Origin of the sequence: Mycobacterium kyogaense (assembly GCF_036946525.1) — a bacterium.
In the GTDB taxonomy this organism is placed as follows: Bacteria; Actinomycetota; Actinomycetes; order Mycobacteriales; family Mycobacteriaceae; genus Mycobacterium; species Mycobacterium kyogaense_A.
This window is the reverse complement of sequence record NZ_JAQIIY010000003.1, coordinates 1-20,981: the sequence shown is the minus strand read 5'-3', so window position 1 is coordinate 20,981 and position 20,981 is coordinate 1. Positions and strand designations below refer to the sequence as shown.

Here is a 20,981-nt window from a genome sequence, read left to right as displayed (position 1 = left end):
CGGAGGGCCGGAAACCGCTGATGGGAGCGCTAGACAAGCCGGGTATCGGAAGTATCGCCTGGTCGAGCTGCGCACGCGTGGAAAAGTGCAGTAGTCGAAGTGGGGCGGTGCGGTCAGGGATTGCCCACATACTCGACCCTGATCTGTCGCGCTGCTCAAGTGCGCGCGGCGAAGGTGAAGGAGTTTGCGGGTATGGCGGGTCATCGCGGTCGTGACGGTCGTCGGGGTGCAGCGCTGCGGTGGGCTGGCGGGGTGATCGCTGCGGGGTCCCTGTCGCTGGCGGGCCCAGCGGCGACCGCGGCGGCGGCTCCGGGCAGCGAGGCCGCGGCGCCCGAGCCGCGCGGTGCGATGTCGTGCGCGCCGGTCGGAGATCTGGGGTGCACAGCAGTGGAGCCCTGGTTCGGCGCGGCCGGCGCAGCACCGTCTCCGACGCGGTTGCACGCGGCGGCGGCTGTGCGCCCGGAACGGTGCGGGCTGGTGTGCAACGGCGCAGATGGCACCGAAGCCGATCCAGACGGGCAGCGCGGCGGGTTGTTGTTCGGCAACGGCGGCAACGGCTTCGACAGCTTCGCCGCCGGTGTGGCGGGCGGAAACGGCGGCGCAGCAGGACTTTTGGGCGGGAACGGAGGGCGGGGTGGCCGCGGCGGGCTGGGTGCTGCCGGTGGCGACGGTGGCCGGGGCGGGCTGTTCGGCACGGGCGGTGACGGTGGTCGTGGCGGTGACGGGATCGCAGGAACCGCCGGGATCAACGGCACCAACGGCGCCGACGGGCAGCGAGGCGTCGATGGCACGCCCGGCGCCACCGGCGCCACCGGTGAAGCCGGAACCAACGGCGTCGACGGCACAACCGGAACCCCCGGTGTACGCGGCACCGACGTCGTCGGCGTCAACCCCGCCCGACCCACGCCCACCGGCCCCGCGGGCACCCCCGGCGCCGACGGGACCAGCGGCGGTGACGGCGGCGCTGGCGGCCAGGGAAACCCCGGCGGGCCCGGTGGGCGCGGCGGCGACTCGCAAAACGGCGGCAATGGCGGCGCGGGCGGTGACGGAGTGGCCGGGGCTGACGGCGGTGCCGGCGGCACCGGCGGCACCGCTTCGAACTTCGGCGGTAACGGTGGACCCGGTGGCTCGGGCGGCGAAGGCGCGACCGGCGGCAACGGCGGCGACGGCGGACCGGGCCGCGCTGGCGGTGACGGTGGACCGGGCGGGACCGGCGGCATCAACGGCGGGACCGGCGGCAACGGTGGGAACGGCGGCCAGGAAGGGCGCTTCCCGTTTGGAGCCGGCGGCTCCGGGGGCACCGGTGGTGTCGGGGCCGCGGGGCCAACCGCCGGCGACGGCACCGACGGCGGACCAGGCAGTGACGGCACCAACGGCACCAACGGCGCAGCCGGCGGCGCGGGCGGCAACGGCACAGATGGCAGCCGCGGCGGCGCCGGAGTGTCGGGCACCGACGGCGCCGCCGGAACCGCCGGGTTGGCGGCCGGTCACGGCGGCCGCGGCGGTGCGGGCGGCCTGTTCGGTCGCGGCGGCGCCGGCGGCAGTGGCGGCACTGGAGGTGACGGCGGCGCGGGCGGAGACGGCGGCGCCGGCGGCAATGGCGGCAGTGGCGGGGTCGGCGGGGACGCCGGTGACGGCGGTACCGGCGGAGCGGGCGGTGACGCCGGGAACGGCGGGGTCGGCGGGGTCGGCGGTGACGGCGGTGACTCCACCGGCGCGCCCGGCGGTCAGGGCGGCAACGGCGGCGATACCGATTACGACGGTCGAAACGTCGGCGGTGGCGGTGCCGGCGGGGCGGGAGGTCCTGGCGGTACCCCCGGACGCGGCGGCGCCGGCGGTACCGGGGGTTCCGCGGGCGCAGCCGGGGCCGGCGGTACCGGCGGTGATCCCGGCCAGGCCGGTCGCGGCGCAGCCGGTGGGACCGGAGGCACCGGCGGAGCTGCCGGCCGGGGCGGCGACGGCGGCGTCGGCGGCACGGCCGGCGCAGGCGGCCGCGGTGGCCTGTTCGGCCGAGGCGCCGACGGCGCCAACGGTTCTGACGGGAGACGGGGCAGCGACGGCGCCACCGGTGCAGACGGCGCGGACGGCGCGACCGGAAACGACGGCGCCACGGGACGGACCGGTGCCGAGGGTGCAGACGGCGCCACCGGCACCACCGGACGCGACGGCGCTACAGGAAGTACCGGCACCGCTAAACAGGGCCCTCAGGGCCAGGCAGGCAACCCCGGCAAGGTCAGGAGCAGACCCACAACGTGACGCTTGCGATGCTGTCCCCGGCATCGCCCAAGGTAGGCGGTTGCCTGGGGGCTGCATAGCCAGCACGGCACATCCCGAATCCGGAACCTACACACGGTGGTGCGTTGACACCGGCTCGCTCATGTCCTATGAATGAGACATGTCGCCTGTTTTGTCTCATGGTTCTCCGGTGGCGTTCCGACTGCCGAGCGCGGTCACATGGCCGGACCCGTGGCCGATGTACCGCGCGCTGCGCGACCACGATCCCGTCCACCACGTCGTGCCCGCCGACCGTCCCGAGCACGACTACTACGTGCTCTCCCGGCACGCCGACATCTGGTCCGCTGCGCGCGACCATCAGACGTTCTCCTCGGCCCAGGGCCTGACCGTCAACTACGGCGAACTCGAGATGATCGGCCTGGCCGACAATCCGCCGATGGTCATGCAGGATCCCCCGACCCACACCGAGTTCCGCAAGCTGGTGTCGAGGGGATTCACGCCGCGCCAGGTCGAGGCGATCGAGCTGACGGTGCGCCAGTTCGTCATCGAACGCATCGAGGGGTTGCGTTCGCGCGGCGGCGGCGACATCGTCGGCGACCTGTTCAAACCCCTACCGTCGATGGTGGTCGCTCATTACCTCGGCGTGCCTGAGGCCGACCGCGGCAAGTTCGACGGCTGGACCGAGGCGATCGTCGCCGCCAACACCACCGACGGCGGGATCGGCGGCGCGCTGGACACTCTCGGCGACGCGCTCGGCGAGATGATGACGTACTTCACCGCGCTGATCGAACGTCGCCGCGTCGACCCCGGTGACGACACCGTCTCTCACCTCGTCGCCGCCGGGATCGGTGCAGACGGCGACATCGCCGGCGTGCTCTCGGTTCTCGCGTTCACGTTCACGATGGTCACCGGCGGCAACGACACCACCACCGGCATGCTCGGCGGCTCGGTGCAGCTGCTCCACCGACGCCCCGACCAGCGCCGGCTCCTCGTCGACGACCCCGATCTCATCCCCGGCGCCGTCGACGAATTCCTGCGGCTCACCTCGCCGGTGCAGGGCCTGGCCCGCACCACCACCCGCGACGTCACGATCGGCGACCGCACGATCCCCGCGGGCCGCAAGGTGCTGTTCCTCTACGGTTCGGCCAACCGCGACGAACGCGAATACGGTGATGACGCAAGCGAACTCGACGTCACCCGCAACCCTCGCAACATCCTCACGTTCAGCCACGGCGCGCACTTCTGCCTGGGTTCGGCCGCGGCGCGGATGCAGTCCCGCATCGCGCTGACCGAACTCCTGGCCCGCATCCCCGACTTCGACGTCGACGAAGCCGGGATCGTCTGGGCCGGTGGCAGTTACGTGCGCAGGCCGCTGACGATGCCGATCACGGTGAGCCGGTGAGTGGCAGGGACTGGCTCGGCGCGCACCGCACCGAAGTCGCCGCCGAACGCATCCTGGACGCAGCCGAAACCCTGTTCGCCGACACGCCCGCCGCGACCGTCGGAATGAATGACATCGCCGCGGCAGCAGGCTGTTCGAGAGCCACGCTGTACCGCTACTTCGAGAATCGCGACGCGCTCCATACCGCGTACGTCCACCGGGAGACCCACCGGCTCTACCGCGAACTGACCGACCGGCTCACCTCGATCACCGACCCGCAGGAGCGGCTCGTGCAGGGCATGCTCGGCTGCCTGCACATGGTTCGAGACAACCCAGCACTGGCCTCCTGGTTCACCGCTGCCGAGCGCCCGCTCGGCGGCGAGATGGCCGAGCAGTCACCGGTGATCGCCGCGCTGGCCGAGACGTTCGTCGGGTCGCTGGGTGCCGGCGAGCGCGTCGATCAGCGCGCGCGCTGGCTGGTGCGGATCCTGACGTCTCTTCTGATGTTCCCCGGCCGTGACGACGCCGACGAAGCCGCCATGCTCGCCGAATTCGTCGTCCCGCAGATCGTTGCGGTCACACCCGGGTGAACCGGTGCAGCAGCCACGCCAGAGGCACTGTCAGCACCATCGTCCCGAGGAAGAGCAGCCACACCGACCCGTTGTAGATCGGGTACTGCAGCACCTCGACCATCACCAGTTCCATGGTCACGAGGTGGATCAGGAAGATCTCGTAGGAGATCTCACCCAGGAAGACCATCGGCCTGCTCGCCATGAGCTTCGCGTATGCACCGGTGTTCCCCAACACCAGCGGAGCCACCACCAACGTGGCGATCACCGCGTAGAACGCGCTCTTGGCCAACGCTTCCCACAGGAGAGCGGGGGACGTCGTCGGCTCTCCCCCGATCGGTGTGGACACGATGAGGTAGCTGATGATCACGACGGGCAGGCAGGCCAGCGCGTACGCGCGAACCCGCATCGCCGCCAGCACCGCGAGCACCATGCCGCCCACGAACCATGACAGATATCCCGGCAGCCACAGCCGCGCGCCGTCGGGCAGAAAAGATGTCTTGTGCACCAACGTTAACCACGCCGGGGACAACGCAGCCAGCGCAGTCAGACCGGCGAGCAGCAGCCACGGCCGCCAGCGCCGGCGACACAGCACGACCAGCAGGAGATAGGCCATCAGCGGCAGCGCGACATAGAACGCCGCTTCGACGGCGAGACTCCACATCTGCGTGAGGCCCTGGTGCAGAAACGAATACAGATAGTTGTCGGTGTAGATCTGGGTCAGGGTCAGGTTGCGCACCAGCCCCTCCCAGGTGTGGCCGGGATTGGGACCGGCCGTGCGGAAGTGGTAGACGAGGTAGGCCGCGAGGACCGTGACCACATAGGCGGGCATGATGCGACGAACCCGGTGCCATGCATAGCGTTTCACCGACGGCGCGGCCGAACCTGCCGCGCACGCGCTCACCCACGGGCTGAACAACAGGAAGCCCGACAGCACGAAGAAGATCGGCACCCCGATCTCCATGCGGGAGAACAGCAGGCCGACGTAGCCCTGCCCGTAGTGGCCGGTGGTGTAGGCCGCATGCGTCAGCACCACGAGAAGTGCTGCCACGGCTCGGATACCGGTCAGCGAGTCGACCCGGCCGGTGGCCGTGACGGATTCCAGCCCGCCCTGCGCCTCGGTGTCTCGTGACAGCGTCATGGGGCGCTAGTGCGACTTGCGGCGCGCCTTTGGCCCGCGATCGGGTTCCAGATGGATCAGCTGGCCCTGGATCTTGGTGTTCTCCAGCTTCTTCAGCGTCTCCCGCGACAGGTTGGCCGGCAGCTCCACCAGTGAGTAGTCCAGCTTGATCGCGATGTGGCCGAAATCGCTGCGGTGCAGGCCGCCCTCGTTGGCGATGGCGCCGACGATCGCACCCGGCATGGCTTTGTGCTTCTTGCCGACCGCGATGCGGTAGGTGGCCAGGTCGCTGCGGCGCTCCCGCTGCTTGCGCGGACCGCGATCGTCACGGTCGGGACGATCGGCGCGGTCCTTCTTCTCGCGGCGCTTCTCCGGCGGCGGTTCGGTCATCAGGAACGCTTCACCGTCGCGGCTCTGCAGTGCCAGCGCGGCGGCGATGTCGGCCATCGGCACGTCGTGGTCGCGCTCGTAGTTCTCGATCAGCGTGCGGAACAACTCGATGCCCGGCGCGGCGAGCGCCTCGGTGATCGAATCGCGGAACTTCTGGACCCGACGCTCGTTGACGTCCTCGACCGACGGCAGCTCGATCTCGACCAGCTTCTGGCGCGTCACCCGCTCGATGGCACCCAGAAGGTGGCGTTCGCGCGGCGTGACGAACAGCAGCGCTGTCCCGGAGCGTCCGGCCCGGCCGGTACGACCGATGCGGTGCACGTAGGACTCCGGGTCGTGCGGGATGTCGAAGTTCACGACGTGGGAGATGCGCTCGACGTCCAGGCCGCGGGCGGCGACGTCGGTGGCGACCAGGATGTCGATCGACCCGTCCTTGAGCGCGTTGATCGTGCGTTCACGCACCGCCTGCGGGATGTCGCCGTTGATCGCCGCCGCGGCGAACCCGCGGGCCTTGAGCTTCTCGGCCACCTCCTCGGTGGCCTGCTTGGTGCGGACGAACACGATCATCGCGTCGCCCTGCTCGGTCTCGAGCAGCCGGGTCAGCGCGTCCATCTTGCGCGGATACGAGACCTGGATGTAGCGCTGGGTGATGTTCTCGGCGGTCTGGGTCTTCGACTTGACCGTGACCTCGACCGGGTCGTGCAGGTACTTGGCGGTGATCTTCTTGATCGCCGGCGGCATGGTCGCCGAGAACAGCGCGACCTGCTTGTACTCGGGCGTGTCGGCGAGGATGCGTTCGACGTCCTCGGCGAACCCCATCTGCAGCATCTCGTCGGCCTCGTCGAGCACCATGTAGTCGAGGTGGCTGACGTCGAGCGTGCCCTTCTCGAGATGGTCGATCACGCGGCCAGGCGTGCCGACGACGATCTGGGCGCCTCGCTTGAGGCCGGCCAGCTGGGGCCCGTAGGAGCTGCCGCCGTACACCGGCAGCACGTTGACGTTCAGATGGGCGCCGTACCGGCTGAACGCCTCGGCCACCTGCAGCGCGAGCTCACGGGTCGGCGCCAGCACCAGGGCCTGGGTGGCGCGGCTGGAGGTGTCGATCTTGCTCAGGATCGGGATGGCGAACGCGGCGGTCTTGCCCGTGCCGGTCTGCGCCAGCCCGACGACGTCGGAACCCGCCAGCATCGCGGGGATCGTCGCAGCCTGGATCGGCGAGGGCGACTCGTAACCGACGTCGCTGACCGCCTGCAGCACCGAGGGGTGGATCTGCAGGTCGGCGAAGGTCGTATCGCCTGGCAGATCCGTGCTGGCGGGGGTCGCTTCCGAGGAGGTCATCGTGGTGGCAGTCTAGTGCCCTTTTCGCCCCCGTCCTGCCGCGCGCCTCGTGGCAGGTGTCGCGGCGGTGCCGGTACGGTCGCCTGTTGTGAAGTGGGCAGCAGTGATGGGTGCCGCAGCCCTCGTCCTCGCGGGCTGCGGCTCAGGCGACTCGACCGCGTCGAAGACGCCGGGTCCGACGGCATCGGCGGCCCCCTCGGCCGCACCCGCGCCGACCGTGACTCCGGCCGGGCCGCCGCCGGGACCCGCGCCCGCCGCCGACCCGTGCGCCACCGACCTCGCCGCCCCCGAGATCGCCAGGGCGGTGTCGGAGCTCCCCCGCGACCCGCGCAGCAAGCAGTCCTGGAGCCCCGAACCGGTGGCAGGCAACTACAACGAGTGCGCGCAACTGTCGGCGGTGATCGTCAAGGCGAACACCAACTCGCAGAATCCCAACACCCGCGCCGTGCTGTTCCACCGCGGCAAGTTCATCCCCACCGGCGTGCCCGACACCTACGGCTTCAACGGTCTCGACAGCGCAGGCACCACCGGTGACACGGTCGCGCTGAAGTACTCCGGCGGCATGCCCGGGCTGGACAGCATCGTGAAGTTCCGCTGGAACGGCAGCGGAGTCGAACTGATCGGCAACACGCCCCGCTGAGGGGTGCGCGAAGGCTCCGCGGCGGCGTGAGGCGTCGGTGGGCTGTCCTACAGTGGCGGCGTGTTCGTCATCGACGGCCGGGTGGTCTACAGCGCCTCGGATCTCGCCGCGGCCGCCCGCTGCGAGTACGCGCTGCTGCGCTCGTTCGACGTCAAACTCGGCCGTAGCGCGGCGGTCGCCGGCGATGACGAGATGCTCGCGCGCACATCGGAATTGGGCGACGAGCACGAGCGCAGGCACCTCGATGCTCTGCGCGCCGAGGCCGACATCACCGTCATCGGGCGGCCCGACTACACGCTGGCGGGGCTGACCGCGGCGACCGAGCAGACGCTTCGGGCGATCGAGCGGCAGGCGCCGGTGATCTACCAGGCCGCGATGTTCGACGGCCGGTTCGTCGGGTTCGCCGACTTCCTCCTGCTCGAGCAGTCCGACCATGGGCCGCGCTATCGCCTGCGCGACACGAAGCTCGCGCGTTCGGTGAAGGTCGAGGCCCTGCTGCAGCTGGCCGCCTACGTCGACACGCTCGCGGCGGCCGGTGTGCCCGTCGCACCCGAGGTCGATCTCGTCCTCGGCGACGGCGCGACGGTCAGCTACCCCGTCGACGAGCTGCTGCCGGTGTACCGACCCCGCCGCGCCGCCCTGCAGCACCTGCTCGACCGGCACGAGGCCGGCGGCCTCCCGGTGACGTGGGAGGACGAGTCGGTGCGCGCCTGTTTCCGCTGCGCCGACTGCGAGGAGCAGGTCCGCGCCCACGATGATCTGCTGCTGGTCGCGGGCATGCGGGTCAGCCAGCGCGCCCGGCTGCTCGACGCCGGCATCACGACCGTGCGCCAGCTCGCCGCCCACGAGGGCGCCGTGCCCGACCTGGCCCCCCGCGCCGTCGGCGCGCTGACCGGCCAGGCCCGCCTGCAGCTCGCTGACCGGGTCGACGGCAAGCCGCCCTACCGCGTCGTGGATCCGCAGCCGCTGATGGTGCTGCCCGACGCCGACAAGGGTGACCTCTTCTTCGACTTCGAGGGCGATCCGCTGTGGACCGTCGACGGCCACGAATGGGGACTGGAATACCTGTGGGGTGTGCTGACCGTCGGCGACGAGTTCTCGCCGTTGTGGGCACACACCCGCGCCGAGGAACGCGCGGCGCTGGTCGCGTTCCTCGACATGGTGCGTAAGCGGCGCCGCCGCTACCCCCGCATGCACATCTACCACTACGCGGCCTACGAGAAGAGCACGCTGCTGCGGCTGGCCGGCCGCTACGGCGTCGGCGAGCGCGACGTCGACGAGCTGCTCCGCGAAGGCGTGCTGGTCGATCTGTATCCGTTGGTGCGCAAGAGCATTCGGGTCGGCACCGAGAACTACAGCATCAAGAGCCTGGAACCGCTGTACATGGGCAACGAGTTGCGCGACGGTGAGGTCACCACGGCCACCGCGTCGATCACCGAATACGCCCGCTACTGCGAACTGCGGGACGCCGGCCACGACGACGACGCCGCGACGGTGCTCAAGGAGATCGAGGAGTACAACCGCTACGACTGCCGCTCGACGCGGCGCCTGCGCGACTGGCTCGTCGCGCGCGCCATCGAAGCCGGGGTCCCGCCCCGCGGTCCCATGCCGGTCGAGGGCCCCGCGGCACAGGCTGTCGAGCCGGACGCGGTCGAACGGCGGCTGCTCAAGTTCGCCGGCGACGGCGTGGAGCTGCGGACACCTGAGCAGACGGCCGTCGCGATGATCGCTGCCGCCACGGGTTTTCACCAGCGCGAGGACAAGCCGTTCTGGTGGGGACATTTCGATCGGGTGAACAATCCCGTCGAGGAGTGGGCCGATGCCAGCGGGGTGTTCCTCGTCGACGACCATGCCATCGTCGAGGACTGGCACCAGCCGCCACGGGCCCGGAAGCCGCAGCGCCGCATCGTTCTTCGCGGTGAGATCGCCAACGGTGACCTGGACCGCGACATGTACGCGCTCTACGACCCGCCCGCACCGGCCGGCCTGACCGACGACCCCGACCGGCGCGGTTTCGCCACCGTCTCGGTGGTCGAGTGTGACAACGTCGACGCCCCCAGCGAGGTGACGGTCATCGAGCGGCAGCCGAAGGACGGCGACGTGTTCAGCCAGGTGCCGTTCGCGCTCACGCCGGGTCCGCCGATCAGCACCCGGCCGCTGGCCGAGTCGATCGCCGCGACCGCCGCCGACGTCGCCGGTGCGCTGCCGCGGCTGCGTCCGGCAGCGATGACCGACCTGCTGCTGCGGCGGGCACCACGCACCCACAGCGGCGCCGCGCTCCCCGATTCCGGGGACGTCGTCGACGACATCACGGCCGCGCTGCTCGACCTCGACGCCTCCTACCTGGCCGTGCACGGCCCGCCCGGCACCGGCAAGACGCACACCGCCGCCCAGGTCATCGCCCGGTTGGTCAACGACCACGGCTGGCGGATCGGCGTGGTCGCCCAGGCACACGCGGTCGTGGAGAACCTCTTCGCCGGGATTCTCGCGGCCGGGGTCGACGGCACGCGGGTAGGCAAGAAGAAGTCCGCGGGTGCACCGTGGCAGGACGTCGACGAGAAGGACTACCCGGCGTTCGTCGCCGACCACGAGGGGTGCGTGATCGGCGGTACCGCATGGGACTTCGCCAACGACCGTCGTGTCCCCGCCGGCTCGCTGGACCTGCTCGTCGTGGAGGAAGCCGGCCAGTTCAGCCTCGCCAACACGATCGCGGTGGCCCGCTCGGCACGCAACCTCCTGCTGCTCGGCGATCCGCAGCAGCTGCCGCAGGTCAGCCAGGGCACCCACCCGGAGCCGGTCGACGGCTCGGCGCTGGCGTGGCTGGTCGACGGTCACCACACCCTGCCGCCCGAACGCGGATACTTCCTGCACTGCTCCTACCGGATGCACCCGCAGGTGTGCCGCGGCGTGTCACGCCTGTCCTACGACAACCGGTTGCAGTCCCACGAGCCGGTGACCGCCGCGCGCCGGCTCGCAGGCGTCGCACCCGGCATCCGGACCTTGGCCGTCGAGCACCACGGCAACGTCACCGACAGCCCCGAGGAAGCCGCGGCCATCGTCGCCGCGATCCGCGACCTGCTCGGGGTGGACTGGACCGACGAGGACGGCACCCGCCCGCTCAGCCAGAACGACGTGCTCGTCGTCACCCCGTACAACGCGCAGGTCGTGCAGGTCCGCAGCCACCTGGACGCGGCCGGGTTCGCCGACGTCCGGGTCGGCACGGTCGACAAGTTCCAGGGTCAACAGGCGCCGGTGGTGTTCGTGTCGATGACGGCGTCCTCGATCGACGAGGTACCCCGCGGAATCGCGTTCCTGCTCAACAGGAATCGGCTCAACGTGGCGATCAGCCGGGCGAAGTACCTCGCGGTGGTCGTGCGCTCACCGCAGCTCACCGAGTACCTGCCCGGCACGCCCGACCGCCTCGTCGAATTGGGCGCGTTCCTGTCGCTCTCGTCGTGTGATACACCGGGCCCATGACCGAAGCGCTGACCGAACAGCTCGCGGCGATCGTCGGCGCCTCGCAGGTGAGCACCGACGTCGACGTGCTGAGCGGCCGCAGCACCGATTACACCGGGCGCTACCGGGGCCGAGCCGCGGTGTTGGTGCGGCCCGGTTCCGCCGACGAGGTCGCCGCGGTGCTGACCGCATGCCGCGACGCGGGGGTGAGCGTGACGGTGCAGGGCGGTCGGACGTCACTGGTGGCGGGCACCGTGCCCGAGCATGACGACGTGCTGTTGTCGACGGAGCGGCTGCGCGAGATCGACGAGGTCGACACCGTGGAGCGACGCGTCCACGTCGGTGCCGGAGTGACGCTGGCCGAGGTGCAGCGGGCCGCGACGGCCGCCGGCCTGATCTTCGGCGTGGATCTGGCCGCCCGCGATTCGGCGACCGTCGGCGGGATGGCGTCGACCAACGCCGGGGGCTTGCGCACCGTCAGCTACGGCAACATGGGCGAACAGGTGCTCGGTCTGAACGTGGTGCTGCCCGACGGGTCGATCGTGCACCGGCACAGCCAGGTGCGCAGCGACAACACCGGCTACGACCTGGCGTCGCTGTTCGTCGGCGCCGAAGGGACTCTGGGCGTCATCACCGGCCTGGACCTGCGGCTGCACCCCACCCCCCGCCACCGCGTGACCGCGGTCTGCGGGTTCGCCGACCTGGACGCACTGTTGGCGACCGCGCGGGTGTTCCGGGACGCCGACGGCATCGCGGCGCTCGAGCTCATCGACGCCCGGGCCAGCGCGCTCACCGCCGAGCACGTCGGCGTCGCGGCCCCTGTCGCGGGTGACTGGTTGTTGCTCATCGAGTTGGCCGGCGACTCCGACCTCACCGAACGACTGGCCGACGCCCTGGACAACGCCGACCTGAGCGGCGAGCCCGCGGTCGGTGTCGACGCCAGCGCCCAGCAGCGGCTCTGGCAGGTCCGTGAGGCGGTCGCCGACGTGCTCGGCGTCTACGGTCCACCGCTGAAATTCGATGTCTCGCTGCCACTCTCGTCGATCACACCGTTCGCGGCCGAGGCGGTCGCGCTGATCGCCGACCATGCGCCCGACGCGATCCCGGTGTTGTTCGGACATGTCGGCGAGGGCAATCTGCACCTCAACATCGTGCGGTGCGCGCTCACCGGCGAACCCGAGCACGCCCTCTACACCGCGATGATGGCGCTGATCGCGCGCCACGACGGCAACGTCAGCTCCGAGCACGGCGTCGGAACCCGCAAACGCGACTACGTTGCGATGTCGCGCACCGAGGCTGACATCGCGGCAATGCGGGCGGTGAAGGCCGCCTTCGACCCCACCGGGTATCTGAACCCCGCGGTGCTGTTCAGCTGAGCGGCACGCGTCACGTAGCGTGGCGGCGGTGACGAGCATCGAGGCCGACTACCTGGTGATCGGCGCGGGCGCGATGGGGATGGCGTTCGTGGACACGATGCTCACCGAAACCGATGCCACGATCGTGCTCGTCGACGAGAACCACCAGCCCGGCGGGCACTGGAACTGGGTGTATCCGTTCGTGCGGCTGCACCAGCCCTCGGCCTACTACGGCGTGAACTCTCTCGCGCTGGGCAACGAGGACTGGATCGACGACTCAGGTCCCAACGAAGGCTTCTTCGAGCTGGCGACCGGTCATCAGGTGTGCGCCTACTACGACCAGGTGATGCGCCACCAGATGCTGCCCACGGGCCGGCTGTCGTACTTCCCGTCCTCGCACTACCTGGGCGACAACAGGTTTCGCACCCTCGACGGGACCGAGCATCAGGTGACGGTGCGCCGCCGGGTCGTCGACGCGACCTATCTGCTGACCGTGGTGCAGTCCATGCGTTCGGCGCCGTTCTCGGTGGCCGACGGCATCGACGTCGTCACCCCCAACGACCTGCCCCGCCGCGCCGCGGGACGCGAGCACTACACGATCGTCGGCGGCGGCAAGACCGGCATGGACTGCTGCCTGTGGCTGATGCGCTCCGGCGTTCGGCCCGAGAAGCTGCGGTGGATCATGCCGCGCGACTCGTGGCTGCTGAACCGGGCGAACATCCAGCCGGGCGACCAGTTCGTCAAGACCATGCGGGAGTCGATCGCCTCCCGGATGGCGGCGATCGCCGAGGCCACCTCTGTCGACGATCTGCTGATCCGGCTCGAGGCCGACGCGACCCTGTTCCGGCTCGACCCCGCCATCACCCCGACGATGTACCACTGCGCGATCGTGTCCGAGGGCGAGCTCGAACAGCTGCGCCTGATCAACGACGTGGTGCGGCTCGGTCACCTCGAGCGCGCCGAACACGATCGAATCGTGTTGCGCGACGGCGAGATCGAGACCTCCGCCCCGTCGCTGTACGTGGACTGCACGACGCAAGGACTGCCGCGCCCGCCATCGGTTCCGGTGTTCGACGGGGCTCGGATGACACTGCAGAGCGTGCGCGGGTGCCAGCAGGTGTTCAGTTCGGCGTTCATCGCGCACGTGGAGGCCGCCTACGGCGACGACGACGTCCGCAACGACCTGTGCGCCCCGATCCCGCATCCCGATGCGCCGGTGGACTGGTTGCGAATTCTGCTGTCCGACAACACCGCTCAGGCGAGATGGCTGCAGGATCCCGAATTGATGGACTGGCTCAAGGTCTCTCGGCTCAACGTGCTGCGCGACCTCTTCCCCGATTTCGGTGAGAAGGTCCGGGTGCGTGACCGCGCGTTCAGCGCGCTGACCACGGCGCTGACCACGACCAACGCACAGCTGGGTGCGCTGATGGAGCGCGGCTAACCCCGCGCGTGCCGGCCGCCGCTGCTGTCGGTCACCCGCTCCAGCACGTCGGTGTCGGGCTCGCGGGGCTCCCAGTCGACGACGTACTCGACGTAGTCGTCGTCGTCGACCCAGTCATCGTCGGCGTGGTCGGTGTCGGCGCGGGTCTCGTTATCGGCCGGCGGCGCCAGGCGCCGCGCCACCCCGCCCGTCAGGAAGAGAGCGGCGACCACGCCGAAGAGCGCGATGAACGCCGGCAGCAGCATCGCCTGCGACATCGCCGCCGAGAACGGGGCGTGCAGGAAGCCCGGAAGCTGCCCGACGCCGCCCTCTGACGCACCCGCACCACCGGCCGCGCCCGGCATCTCCGCCGACAACCGGGACGCCAGGAACGCGGCCATGCCCGCACTGCCCAGCACCGAGCCGACCTGGCGGGTGGTGTTGTACACCCCGGAGCCGGCACCAGCCACATGCGGAGGAAGGTTGCGCGTCGCCGTCGCGGCCAGCGGCGACCAGATGAACGCCATTCCCACGCCCATCAGCGTCAGCGGCACCACCAGCCGCCAGATCGGCGTCGTCGGAGTCATGTCGAACGACAACCAGGTCAGCGCGATGGCCAGCACGGAGAACCCGAACCCGATCACCGGGCGGGGATGAGCGCGATCCACGATCTTGCCGACCATCGGCGCCAGCACACCCGTCGCCACCGCCATCGGTGCGGTCAGCAGCGCCGCGCGCGTCGGCGTCAGACCGCACACCGCCTGCGCATAGAACATCAGCGGCAGGATCATCGACGTCGCGACGAAACCCATCGTCGCGATGCCGAGATTCGACATCGAGAAATCACGGTCACCGAAGATCGACAGCGGGATCAGCGGCTCGCCACGGGTGACCGACTGCCACATCACGAACACGGCCATCACCGCGACCCCCACCCCGATGGCCGCCCAGATCCACGGCGCCCAGGCGTGGGCCTGCCCCTCCTGCAGACCGAACACGATCAGGAACAGGCCCACGGCCGACAGCGCCACACCCAGCACGTCGATGCCTTTGCTCTGCGTGGGCAGCACAGGCACCAGCCGCAGCGCCAGCACCAGACCGAGCACCCCCACGGGCACGTTGACGAAGAAGATCCATTGCCAGCCCAGGTGATCGACCAGCACGCCACCGGCCAGCGGACCCACCAGCGTGGCCACCCCCGCCGTCGCGCCCCACACGCTCATCGCGACACCTCGCCGCTCGGCGGGGAACGTCCGGGTGATCACCGACAGGGTCTGCGGAGTCAGCAGCGCAGCACCCACACCCTGAAGGACCCGAGCCGCGATGAGCATCCCGATGGTGTCGGCCAGCCCACACCACAGCGAGGCCAGCGTGAACACCGACAGGCCCACCAGGTAGACGTTGCGCGGCCCGTAGCGATCACCGAGGCGACCGGACACGAGCAGCGGCACCGCGTACGCCAACAGGTAGGCGCTGGTGACCCAGATCACGGCGTCGTATCCGACACCGAGGGCGGACATGATCGCGGGATTGGCGACGGCGACGATCGTCGCGTCGACCAGGATCATGAAGAAGCCCACGAGGAGCGCCCAGAGCGCGTGCCAGGGGTTCGCCGCTCGCGCGCGTGGCGTCACGAAATCGAGCATGGTGGAAGACATTCAGCCATCTCAGGTGTGGAAACGGTTCGCGCCGACGCTACGGATCGGCACGTGTCACGACAAGTCGGGCGCGGGCGCCCGGTGCGCACCGGTCGACAACAGCGCGACCAGAGCGACCACCACGCCGGTGGCCATCACCCCGGCCATCGCCAGTTCGTCGTTGCCGAGCACACCGACCAGCGGCGCAACGGCAGCTCCCAGGCCGAACTGGAAGGCGCCGAGCAGCGCGGCGGCTGTGCCCGAGGCATCCGGATGCCGGGTGAGCGCCACCGCGGGTGCGTTCGGGATCACCAAACCCATCGCCGCCAGGATCGCCCACACCGGCACGACGAAGCCGACCAGCCCGCCCACGTGCGCCGCCGCCAGCGCGACGAACACCACACCGAACACCGACGCCGCGGTCAGCGCCCACACCATGATCTGCTGCGGGGAGAACCGGCGCAGCAGCACGACGTTGAACTGGGTCGACCCGATCAGCGCGATCGCACCCGCCCCGAACACCAGCGCGAACGCCGTCTGGTCGATACCGTAGCGACCCTGCAGGACGAACGAGGCACCCGCGATGTAGGCGAAGAGACCGGACATGCCCAGTGCGGCCACCACGACCAGGATCACGAAGCGGGTGTCGCGCAGCAATTCGATGTAGGTACGGGCGATACCGCCGACTCTCAGGGGCCGGCGGTGCGCCACCGGCAGCGTCTCGGGAAGAGCCAGCACAGCCATCACCAGCAGCGCGGCGGCGATGACTACCAGAGCGGCGAACACCCAGTGCCAGGACGCGTGGAGCAGCACAGCCGCACCCAACGACGGCGCGAGCACCGGCGCCACGCCGAGGACCAGCATCAGCCGCGACATCACGGTCGCGGCGACGTTGTCCTTGTACAGATCGCCCACCACGGCGAGCGCGACCACCATGCCTGCGGCGGCTCCCACACCCTGCAGACCGCGGGCGATGCCCAGGACCGCGATGTTGGGGGCGAACAGGCACAGCAGTGACGCCAACATGTGCAGCACGATCCCGCCGATCAGCGGCTTGCGGCGGCCGAGCGAATCCGAGAGCGGGCCGATGATCAGCTGGCCCAGCGCGAGGCCGGCCAGTGTGCCCGTCAGCGTCAGCTGCGCCACCGAGGAGGAGACGGTCAGCTCGTCGGCGATGCTGGGGAGCGCCGGCAGGTACATGTCGATGGTCAGCGGACCGAGTGCGACCAGCAGGCCCAGCACGACGATCATGCGCAGGCGGCTGGGAGCTGTCGCGACATCGGCGGCCGGTTCGGGAGCCACTCCACGGGTGGTGTCGAGCGGCGTCAGGTCCACATCAGGGGATACTGCCATGCACATGGTTAGCGTCGCTTCCCAATAAATCCTTCCCCTCACGGCGAACAGTGACCGCCGTCACCTTCCGGCACCCTCGCCGAGTCGTCATTCGTTTTCTGGGTGTCAACAGGGCTTAACCTGGGAACAAGTCCACTCGACGAGAGGCCGTTCGATGAGTGCATGGTTACGGGCGAAGAGCAAAGAGCCCGCGCTACACGAGGACGACCCCAGCGCTGCCGCCAAGGCGCTGAGTCAGATCATCGAGCGCGGCGCGCGGGTCCAGGGACCGGCGGTGCGCGCCTACGTCGGCCGACTGCGGGAGAGCAACCCGGGGGCGAGCCCCGCCGAGATCATCACCAAGCTGGAGAAGCACTACATGGCCGCGGTGATGGCCAGCGGCGCGGCGGTCGGCTCCGCGGCCGCCTTCCCCGGCATCGGCACTCTGGTCGCGATGTCCGCGGTGGCCGGGGAGACCGTGGTGTTCCTGGAGGCCACCGCGGTGTTCGTGCTGGCGGTCGCCGAAGTGCACGGCGTGCCCGCCGAGGAGCGCGAGCGGCGGCGCGCGCTCGTTCTGGCCGTGCTCGTCGGCGACGACAGCAAGGGCGCGATCGCCGACCTGCTCGGTCGCGGGCGCACCAGCGGGGGTTGGCTGTCCGACGGAGCCGCGGCCCTGCCGCTGCCCGCCGTGTCGCAACTGAACAACCGGCTGCTGAAGTACTTCGTCAAGCGCTACACCCTCAAGAGGGGCGCGATGATGTTCGGCAAGATGCTGCCCGTCGGCATCGGCGCCGTCGTCGGTGGTGTCGGCAACCGGATGATGGCGAAGAAGATCGTCCAGAACGCCCGCGACGCCTTCGGCGCTCCGCCGCCGCGCTGGCCGTCGCAGCTGCATCTGCTGCCTGCACCGCCCTCCTGAGGCGGCACACGTGTGTTCGCTGACGTGTTCAGAATGACCACAACGACCCATACACACGTTGCCTGGTCCCCCCGGTCGCTGAAGCGCTAGCCTTGATGCGGCGGAATTGCGGGTGACCGCACACCGGGTTCATTAAGGGGTGGCCGGCTGCCGCGGAGCACTGGCCGGAAACGAAGAATTGAGGCGAACAGCAGCCGTGAATTCACCTTCACCATTCGGTCAGAACGAGTGGTTGGTCGAAGAGATGTACCGCAAATTCCGCGAGGATCCCTCGTCGGTGGACCCGAGTTGGCACGAGTTCCTCGTCGACTACTCCCCCGAGCCCACCACCGACGCCACCCGCCAGTGCCCCGGCGCGCGCAAACGGTTCATCGGCGCGTTCGTCGGGTCCGATGAGCCCGCCCGAACCCGCCAAGGCGCCGCCGCCGAAGGCCAACGGCGCCGCCCCGGCGAAGCCGGCCCCACCCAAGGACAAACCCGCCGAAAAGCCCGCCGAGAAGGCTCCTGACAAGAAGGAACCGGCGGCCAAAGCCCCCGAGAAGGCGCCGGAGAAGAAAGCGCCGGCGCCCAAGGCCCCAGCGGCCGCCTCAGGAACCAAGGACGATGGCGGCGACGAGACGCAGGTGCTGCGCGGCGCCGCCGCGGCCGTCGTCAAGAACATGTCGGCGTCGCTGGAAGTACCGACCGCCACCAGCGTGCGGGCCATCCCGGCCAAGGCGATGATCGACAACCGCATCGTCATCAACAACCACCTCAAACGCACTCGCGGCGGCAAGATCTCGTTCACCCACCTGCTCGGCTACGCGATCGTGCAGGCGGTCAAGAAGTTCCCGAACATGAACCGGCACTTCGCCGAGGTCGACGGGAAGCCCACCGCAGTCACCCCCGCGCACACCAACCTGGGCCTGGCTATCGACCTGGTGGGCAAGAACGGGGGGCGGCAACTGGTCGTCGCATCAATCAAGAACTGCGATGCGATGAGCTTCGGTCAGTTCATCGCCGCCTACGAAGACATCGTGCGCCGCGCGCGCGACGGCAAGCTGACCGCCGAAGACTTTGCCGGCGTGACGATTTCGCTCACCAACCCGGGCACCATCGGCACCGTGCACTCCGTGCCGCGGCTCATGCAGGGCCAGGGCGCGATCGTCGGCGCCGGCGCGATGGAGTACCCGGCCGAGTTCCAGGGCGCCAGCTCCGAACGCATCAACGAAGTCGGCGTCGGCAAACTCATGACGCTCACCTCCACCTACGACCACCGCATCATCCAGGGTGCGGAGTCCGGTGACTTCCTGCGTACCATCCATCAGCTGCTGCTCGACGACGAGTTCTACGACGAGATCTTCCGCGAGCTCGGCATCCCCTACGAGCCGGTGCGCTGGCGCATCGACAACCCGGACTCGATCGAGGACAAGAACGCCGGGTCATCGAACTGATCGCGGCCTACCGCAACCGCGGCCACCTGATGGCCGACATCGACCCGCTGCGCCTGGACAACACCCGCTTCCGCAGCCACCCCGACCTCGACGTCAACACCCACGGGTTGACGCTGTGGGATCTCGACCGCGAGTTCAAAGTCAACGGGTTCGCCGGGCAGACGCACAAGAAGCTGCGCGACGTCCTCGGCCTGCTGCGCGACGCGTACTGCCGCCACGTCGGCGTCGAGTACACGCACATCCTCGAACCCGAGCAGCAGCAGTGGCTGCAGGACCGCATCGAGATCAAGCACGAGAAGCCGACGGTCGCAGAGCAGAAGTACATCCTCTCCAAGCTCAACGCAGCCGAAGCCTTCGAGACGTTCCTGCAGACCAAATACGTTGGGCAGAAACGCTTCTCACTCGAGGGCGCGGAGACCGTCATCCCGATGATGGACGCCGCGATCGACCAGGCCGCCGAACACGGCCTGCACGAGGTCGTCATCGGCATGCCCCACCGCGGCCGGCTCAATGTGCTCGCCAACATCGTCGGCAAGCCGTACAGCCAGATCTTCACCGAGTTCGAGGGCAACCTGAACCCGTCGCAGGCGCACGGCTCCGGCGACGTCAAGTACCACCTGGGCGCCACCGGCACCTACATCCAGATGTTCGGCGACAACGACATCGCGGTCTCGCTGGTCGCCAACCCCAGCCACCTCGAGGCCGTCGACCCGGTGCTCGAGGGCATCGTGCGCGCCAAGCAGGACATGCTCGACACCGGCGAAGAGACCAACGGCAGCAACGACTTCACCGTCGTGCCGATGATGCTGCACGGTGACGCCGCGTTCGCCGGGCAGGGCGTGGTCGCCGAGACGCTGAACCTGGCGCTGCTGCGCGGGTACCGCACCGGCGGCACGATCCACATCATCGTCAACAACCAGATCGGTTTCACCACATCGCCGTTCGACTCACGGTCGTCGGAGTACTGCACCGACGTGGCGAAGATGATCGGCGCCCCGATCTTCCACGTCAACGGCGACGACCCCGAGGCCGCGGTGTGGGTTGCCAAGCTGGCCATGGACTTCCGGCAGAAGTTCAAGAAGGACGTCGTCATCGACATGCTGTGCTACCGCCGCCGCGGGCACAACGAGGGCGACGACCCGTCGATGACACAGCCCAACATGTACGACGTCATCGACACCAAGCGCGGAGTCCGCAAGACCTACACCGAGGCGCTGATCGGCCGCGGCGACATCTCGATGAAAGAGGCCGAGGACGCGCTGCGCGATTACCAGGGCCAACTCGAACGGGTCTTCAACGAGGTCCGCGAACTCGAGAAGCACGCTGTCGAACCAGCCACTCGGTGGAATCCGACCAGATGGTGCCTGCGGGTATGAAGACCGCGGTCGACAAGTCGCTGCTGCAGCGGATCGGCGACGCGCACCTGGCCTTCGGCGAGGATTTCAACGTGCACCCGCGCGTCAAGCCGGTGTTGGAGAAGCGCCGCGAGATGGCCTACGAGGGCAAGGTCGACTGGGGCGTTCGCCGAGCTGATGGCGCTGGGCACGTTCCTGGCCGAGGGCAAGACGATTCGCATGACCGGCCAGGACACCCGTCGCGGCACGTTCACCCAGCGGCACTCGGTGATCATCGACCGCAAGACGGGCAAGGAGTTCACCCCGCTGGACCTGCTGACCGTCGACTCCGACGGCAACCCGACCGGCGGCCGGTTCATGGTCTACGACTCGGCGCTCTCGGAGTACGCCGCGGTCGGCTT

The 20,981-nt window shown here is 69.5% G+C and carries 12 protein-coding genes and 1 pseudogene; 9 read left to right on the top strand and 4 right to left on the bottom strand.

The genetic code is table 11. The annotated features are described in order from the left end of the window. Positions 1 to 192 precede the first annotated feature (192 nt). The 3 genes from PGN37_RS00335 to PGN37_RS00325 all read left to right on the top strand — a co-directional run bounded on the left by PGN37_RS00335 (position 193) and on the right by PGN37_RS00325 (position 4,206). Positions 193 to 2,256: a PGRS repeat-containing protein gene (locus PGN37_RS00335; protein WP_335329036.1), complete on the top strand. Its 2,064-nt coding sequence runs from the start codon at positions 193 to 195 to the stop codon at positions 2,254 to 2,256. A 139-nt stretch (positions 2,257 to 2,395) separates the two neighbouring features. Next, positions 2,396 to 3,637, top strand: a complete 1,242-nt coding sequence (locus tag PGN37_RS00330; protein WP_335329035.1) for a cytochrome P450 — start codon at positions 2,396 to 2,398, stop codon at positions 3,635 to 3,637. Next, positions 3,634 to 4,206, top strand: a complete 573-nt coding sequence (locus PGN37_RS00325; protein WP_335329034.1) for a TetR/AcrR family transcriptional regulator — start codon at positions 3,634 to 3,636, stop codon at positions 4,204 to 4,206. The genes PGN37_RS00330 and PGN37_RS00325 overlap by 4 nt, the downstream gene beginning before the upstream one ends. Here PGN37_RS00325 and PGN37_RS00320 read toward each other — a convergent pair. Beyond that, positions 4,193 to 5,326: an acyltransferase family protein gene (locus tag PGN37_RS00320; RefSeq protein WP_335329033.1), complete on the bottom strand. Its 1,134-nt coding sequence runs from the start codon at positions 5,324 to 5,326 to the stop codon at positions 4,193 to 4,195. The two genes, PGN37_RS00325 and PGN37_RS00320, sit on opposite strands and share 14 nt — an antisense overlap. Positions 5,327 to 5,332: 6 nt before the next feature. Further along, complete coding sequence (locus PGN37_RS00315; RefSeq protein ID WP_335329032.1) at positions 5,333 to 7,033, bottom strand: DEAD/DEAH box helicase; 1,701 nt, start codon at positions 7,031 to 7,033, stop codon at positions 5,333 to 5,335. 106 nt (positions 7,034 to 7,139) lie between these two features. Here PGN37_RS00315 and PGN37_RS00310 point away from each other — a divergent pair, with 106 nt between their 5' ends. From PGN37_RS00310 to PGN37_RS00295, 4 genes are read left to right on the top strand one after another with little or no spacing between them, the layout of a single operon-like run. Next, positions 7,140 to 7,673, top strand: coding sequence for an LppP/LprE family lipoprotein (locus PGN37_RS00310; RefSeq protein WP_442932808.1), 534 nt, complete (start codon positions 7,140 to 7,142; stop codon positions 7,671 to 7,673). Between the two features lie 60 nt (positions 7,674 to 7,733). Next, the gene (locus PGN37_RS00305) at positions 7,734 to 11,150 is read left to right on the top strand and encodes a TM0106 family RecB-like putative nuclease (RefSeq protein WP_335329030.1); all 3,417 of its coding nucleotides are present in this window, start codon (positions 7,734 to 7,736) and stop codon (positions 11,148 to 11,150) included. Then, the gene (locus PGN37_RS00300; protein WP_335329029.1) at positions 11,147 to 12,505 is read left to right on the top strand and encodes an FAD-binding oxidoreductase; all 1,359 of its coding nucleotides are present in this window, start codon (positions 11,147 to 11,149) and stop codon (positions 12,503 to 12,505) included. Before PGN37_RS00305 ends, PGN37_RS00300 begins: the two co-directional genes overlap by 4 nt. Positions 12,506 to 12,533: 28 nt before the next feature. Beyond that, positions 12,534 to 13,925 (top strand): NAD(P)/FAD-dependent oxidoreductase, encoded by a 1,392-nt coding sequence (locus PGN37_RS00295; RefSeq protein WP_442932799.1) that lies wholly within the window; start codon positions 12,534 to 12,536, stop codon positions 13,923 to 13,925. Here PGN37_RS00295 and PGN37_RS00290 read toward each other — a convergent pair. Together PGN37_RS00290 and PGN37_RS00285 are read right to left on the bottom strand one after the other, a co-directional pair. Next, positions 13,922 to 15,550: an MFS transporter gene (locus PGN37_RS00290; RefSeq protein WP_442932807.1), complete on the bottom strand. Its 1,629-nt coding sequence runs from the start codon at positions 15,548 to 15,550 to the stop codon at positions 13,922 to 13,924. The genes PGN37_RS00295 and PGN37_RS00290 overlap by 4 nt on opposite strands. A gap of 66 nt (positions 15,551 to 15,616) precedes the next feature. Then, positions 15,617 to 16,894 carry a multidrug effflux MFS transporter gene (locus PGN37_RS00285; RefSeq protein WP_442932798.1) on the bottom strand — a complete coding sequence of 426 codons (1,278 nt, stop codon included), beginning with the start codon at positions 16,892 to 16,894 and terminating at the stop codon, positions 15,617 to 15,619. A gap of 154 nt (positions 16,895 to 17,048) precedes the next feature. Between PGN37_RS00285 and PGN37_RS00280 the strand changes: the two genes are divergently transcribed. After that, positions 17,049 to 17,792 (top strand): hypothetical protein, encoded by a 744-nt coding sequence (locus tag PGN37_RS00280; RefSeq protein WP_335329027.1) that lies wholly within the window; start codon positions 17,049 to 17,051, stop codon positions 17,790 to 17,792. 244 nt (positions 17,793 to 18,036) lie between these two features. Beyond that, positions 18,037 to 20,981, top strand: a pseudogene (locus tag PGN37_RS00275) (multifunctional oxoglutarate decarboxylase/oxoglutarate dehydrogenase thiamine pyrophosphate-binding subunit/dihydrolipoyllysine-residue succinyltransferase subunit); the annotation flags it as partial.

Coding starts and splice junctions, on each gene's coding strand:
- PGN37_RS00315 (WP_335329032.1), bottom strand. CDS start 7,033: ATGACCTCCTCGGAAGCGACCCCCGCCAGCACGGATCTGCCAGGCGAT.
- PGN37_RS00330 (WP_335329035.1), top strand. CDS start 2,396: ATGTCGCCTGTTTTGTCTCATGGTTCTCCGGTGGCGTTCCGACTGCCG.
- PGN37_RS00280 (WP_335329027.1), top strand. CDS start 17,049: ATGAGTGCATGGTTACGGGCGAAGAGCAAAGAGCCCGCGCTACACGAG.
- PGN37_RS00335 (WP_335329036.1), top strand. CDS start 193: ATGGCGGGTCATCGCGGTCGTGACGGTCGTCGGGGTGCAGCGCTGCGG.
- PGN37_RS00320 (WP_335329033.1), bottom strand. CDS start 5,326: ATGACGCTGTCACGAGACACCGAGGCGCAGGGCGGGCTGGAATCCGTC.
- PGN37_RS00285 (WP_442932798.1), bottom strand. CDS start 16,894: ATGGCAGTATCCCCTGATGTGGACCTGACGCCGCTCGACACCACCCGT.
- PGN37_RS00300 (WP_335329029.1), top strand. CDS start 11,147: ATGACCGAAGCGCTGACCGAACAGCTCGCGGCGATCGTCGGCGCCTCG.
- PGN37_RS00310 (WP_442932808.1), top strand. CDS start 7,140: ATGGGTGCCGCAGCCCTCGTCCTCGCGGGCTGCGGCTCAGGCGACTCG.
- PGN37_RS00290 (WP_442932807.1), bottom strand. CDS start 15,550: ATGCTCGATTTCGTGACGCCACGCGCGCGAGCGGCGAACCCCTGGCAC.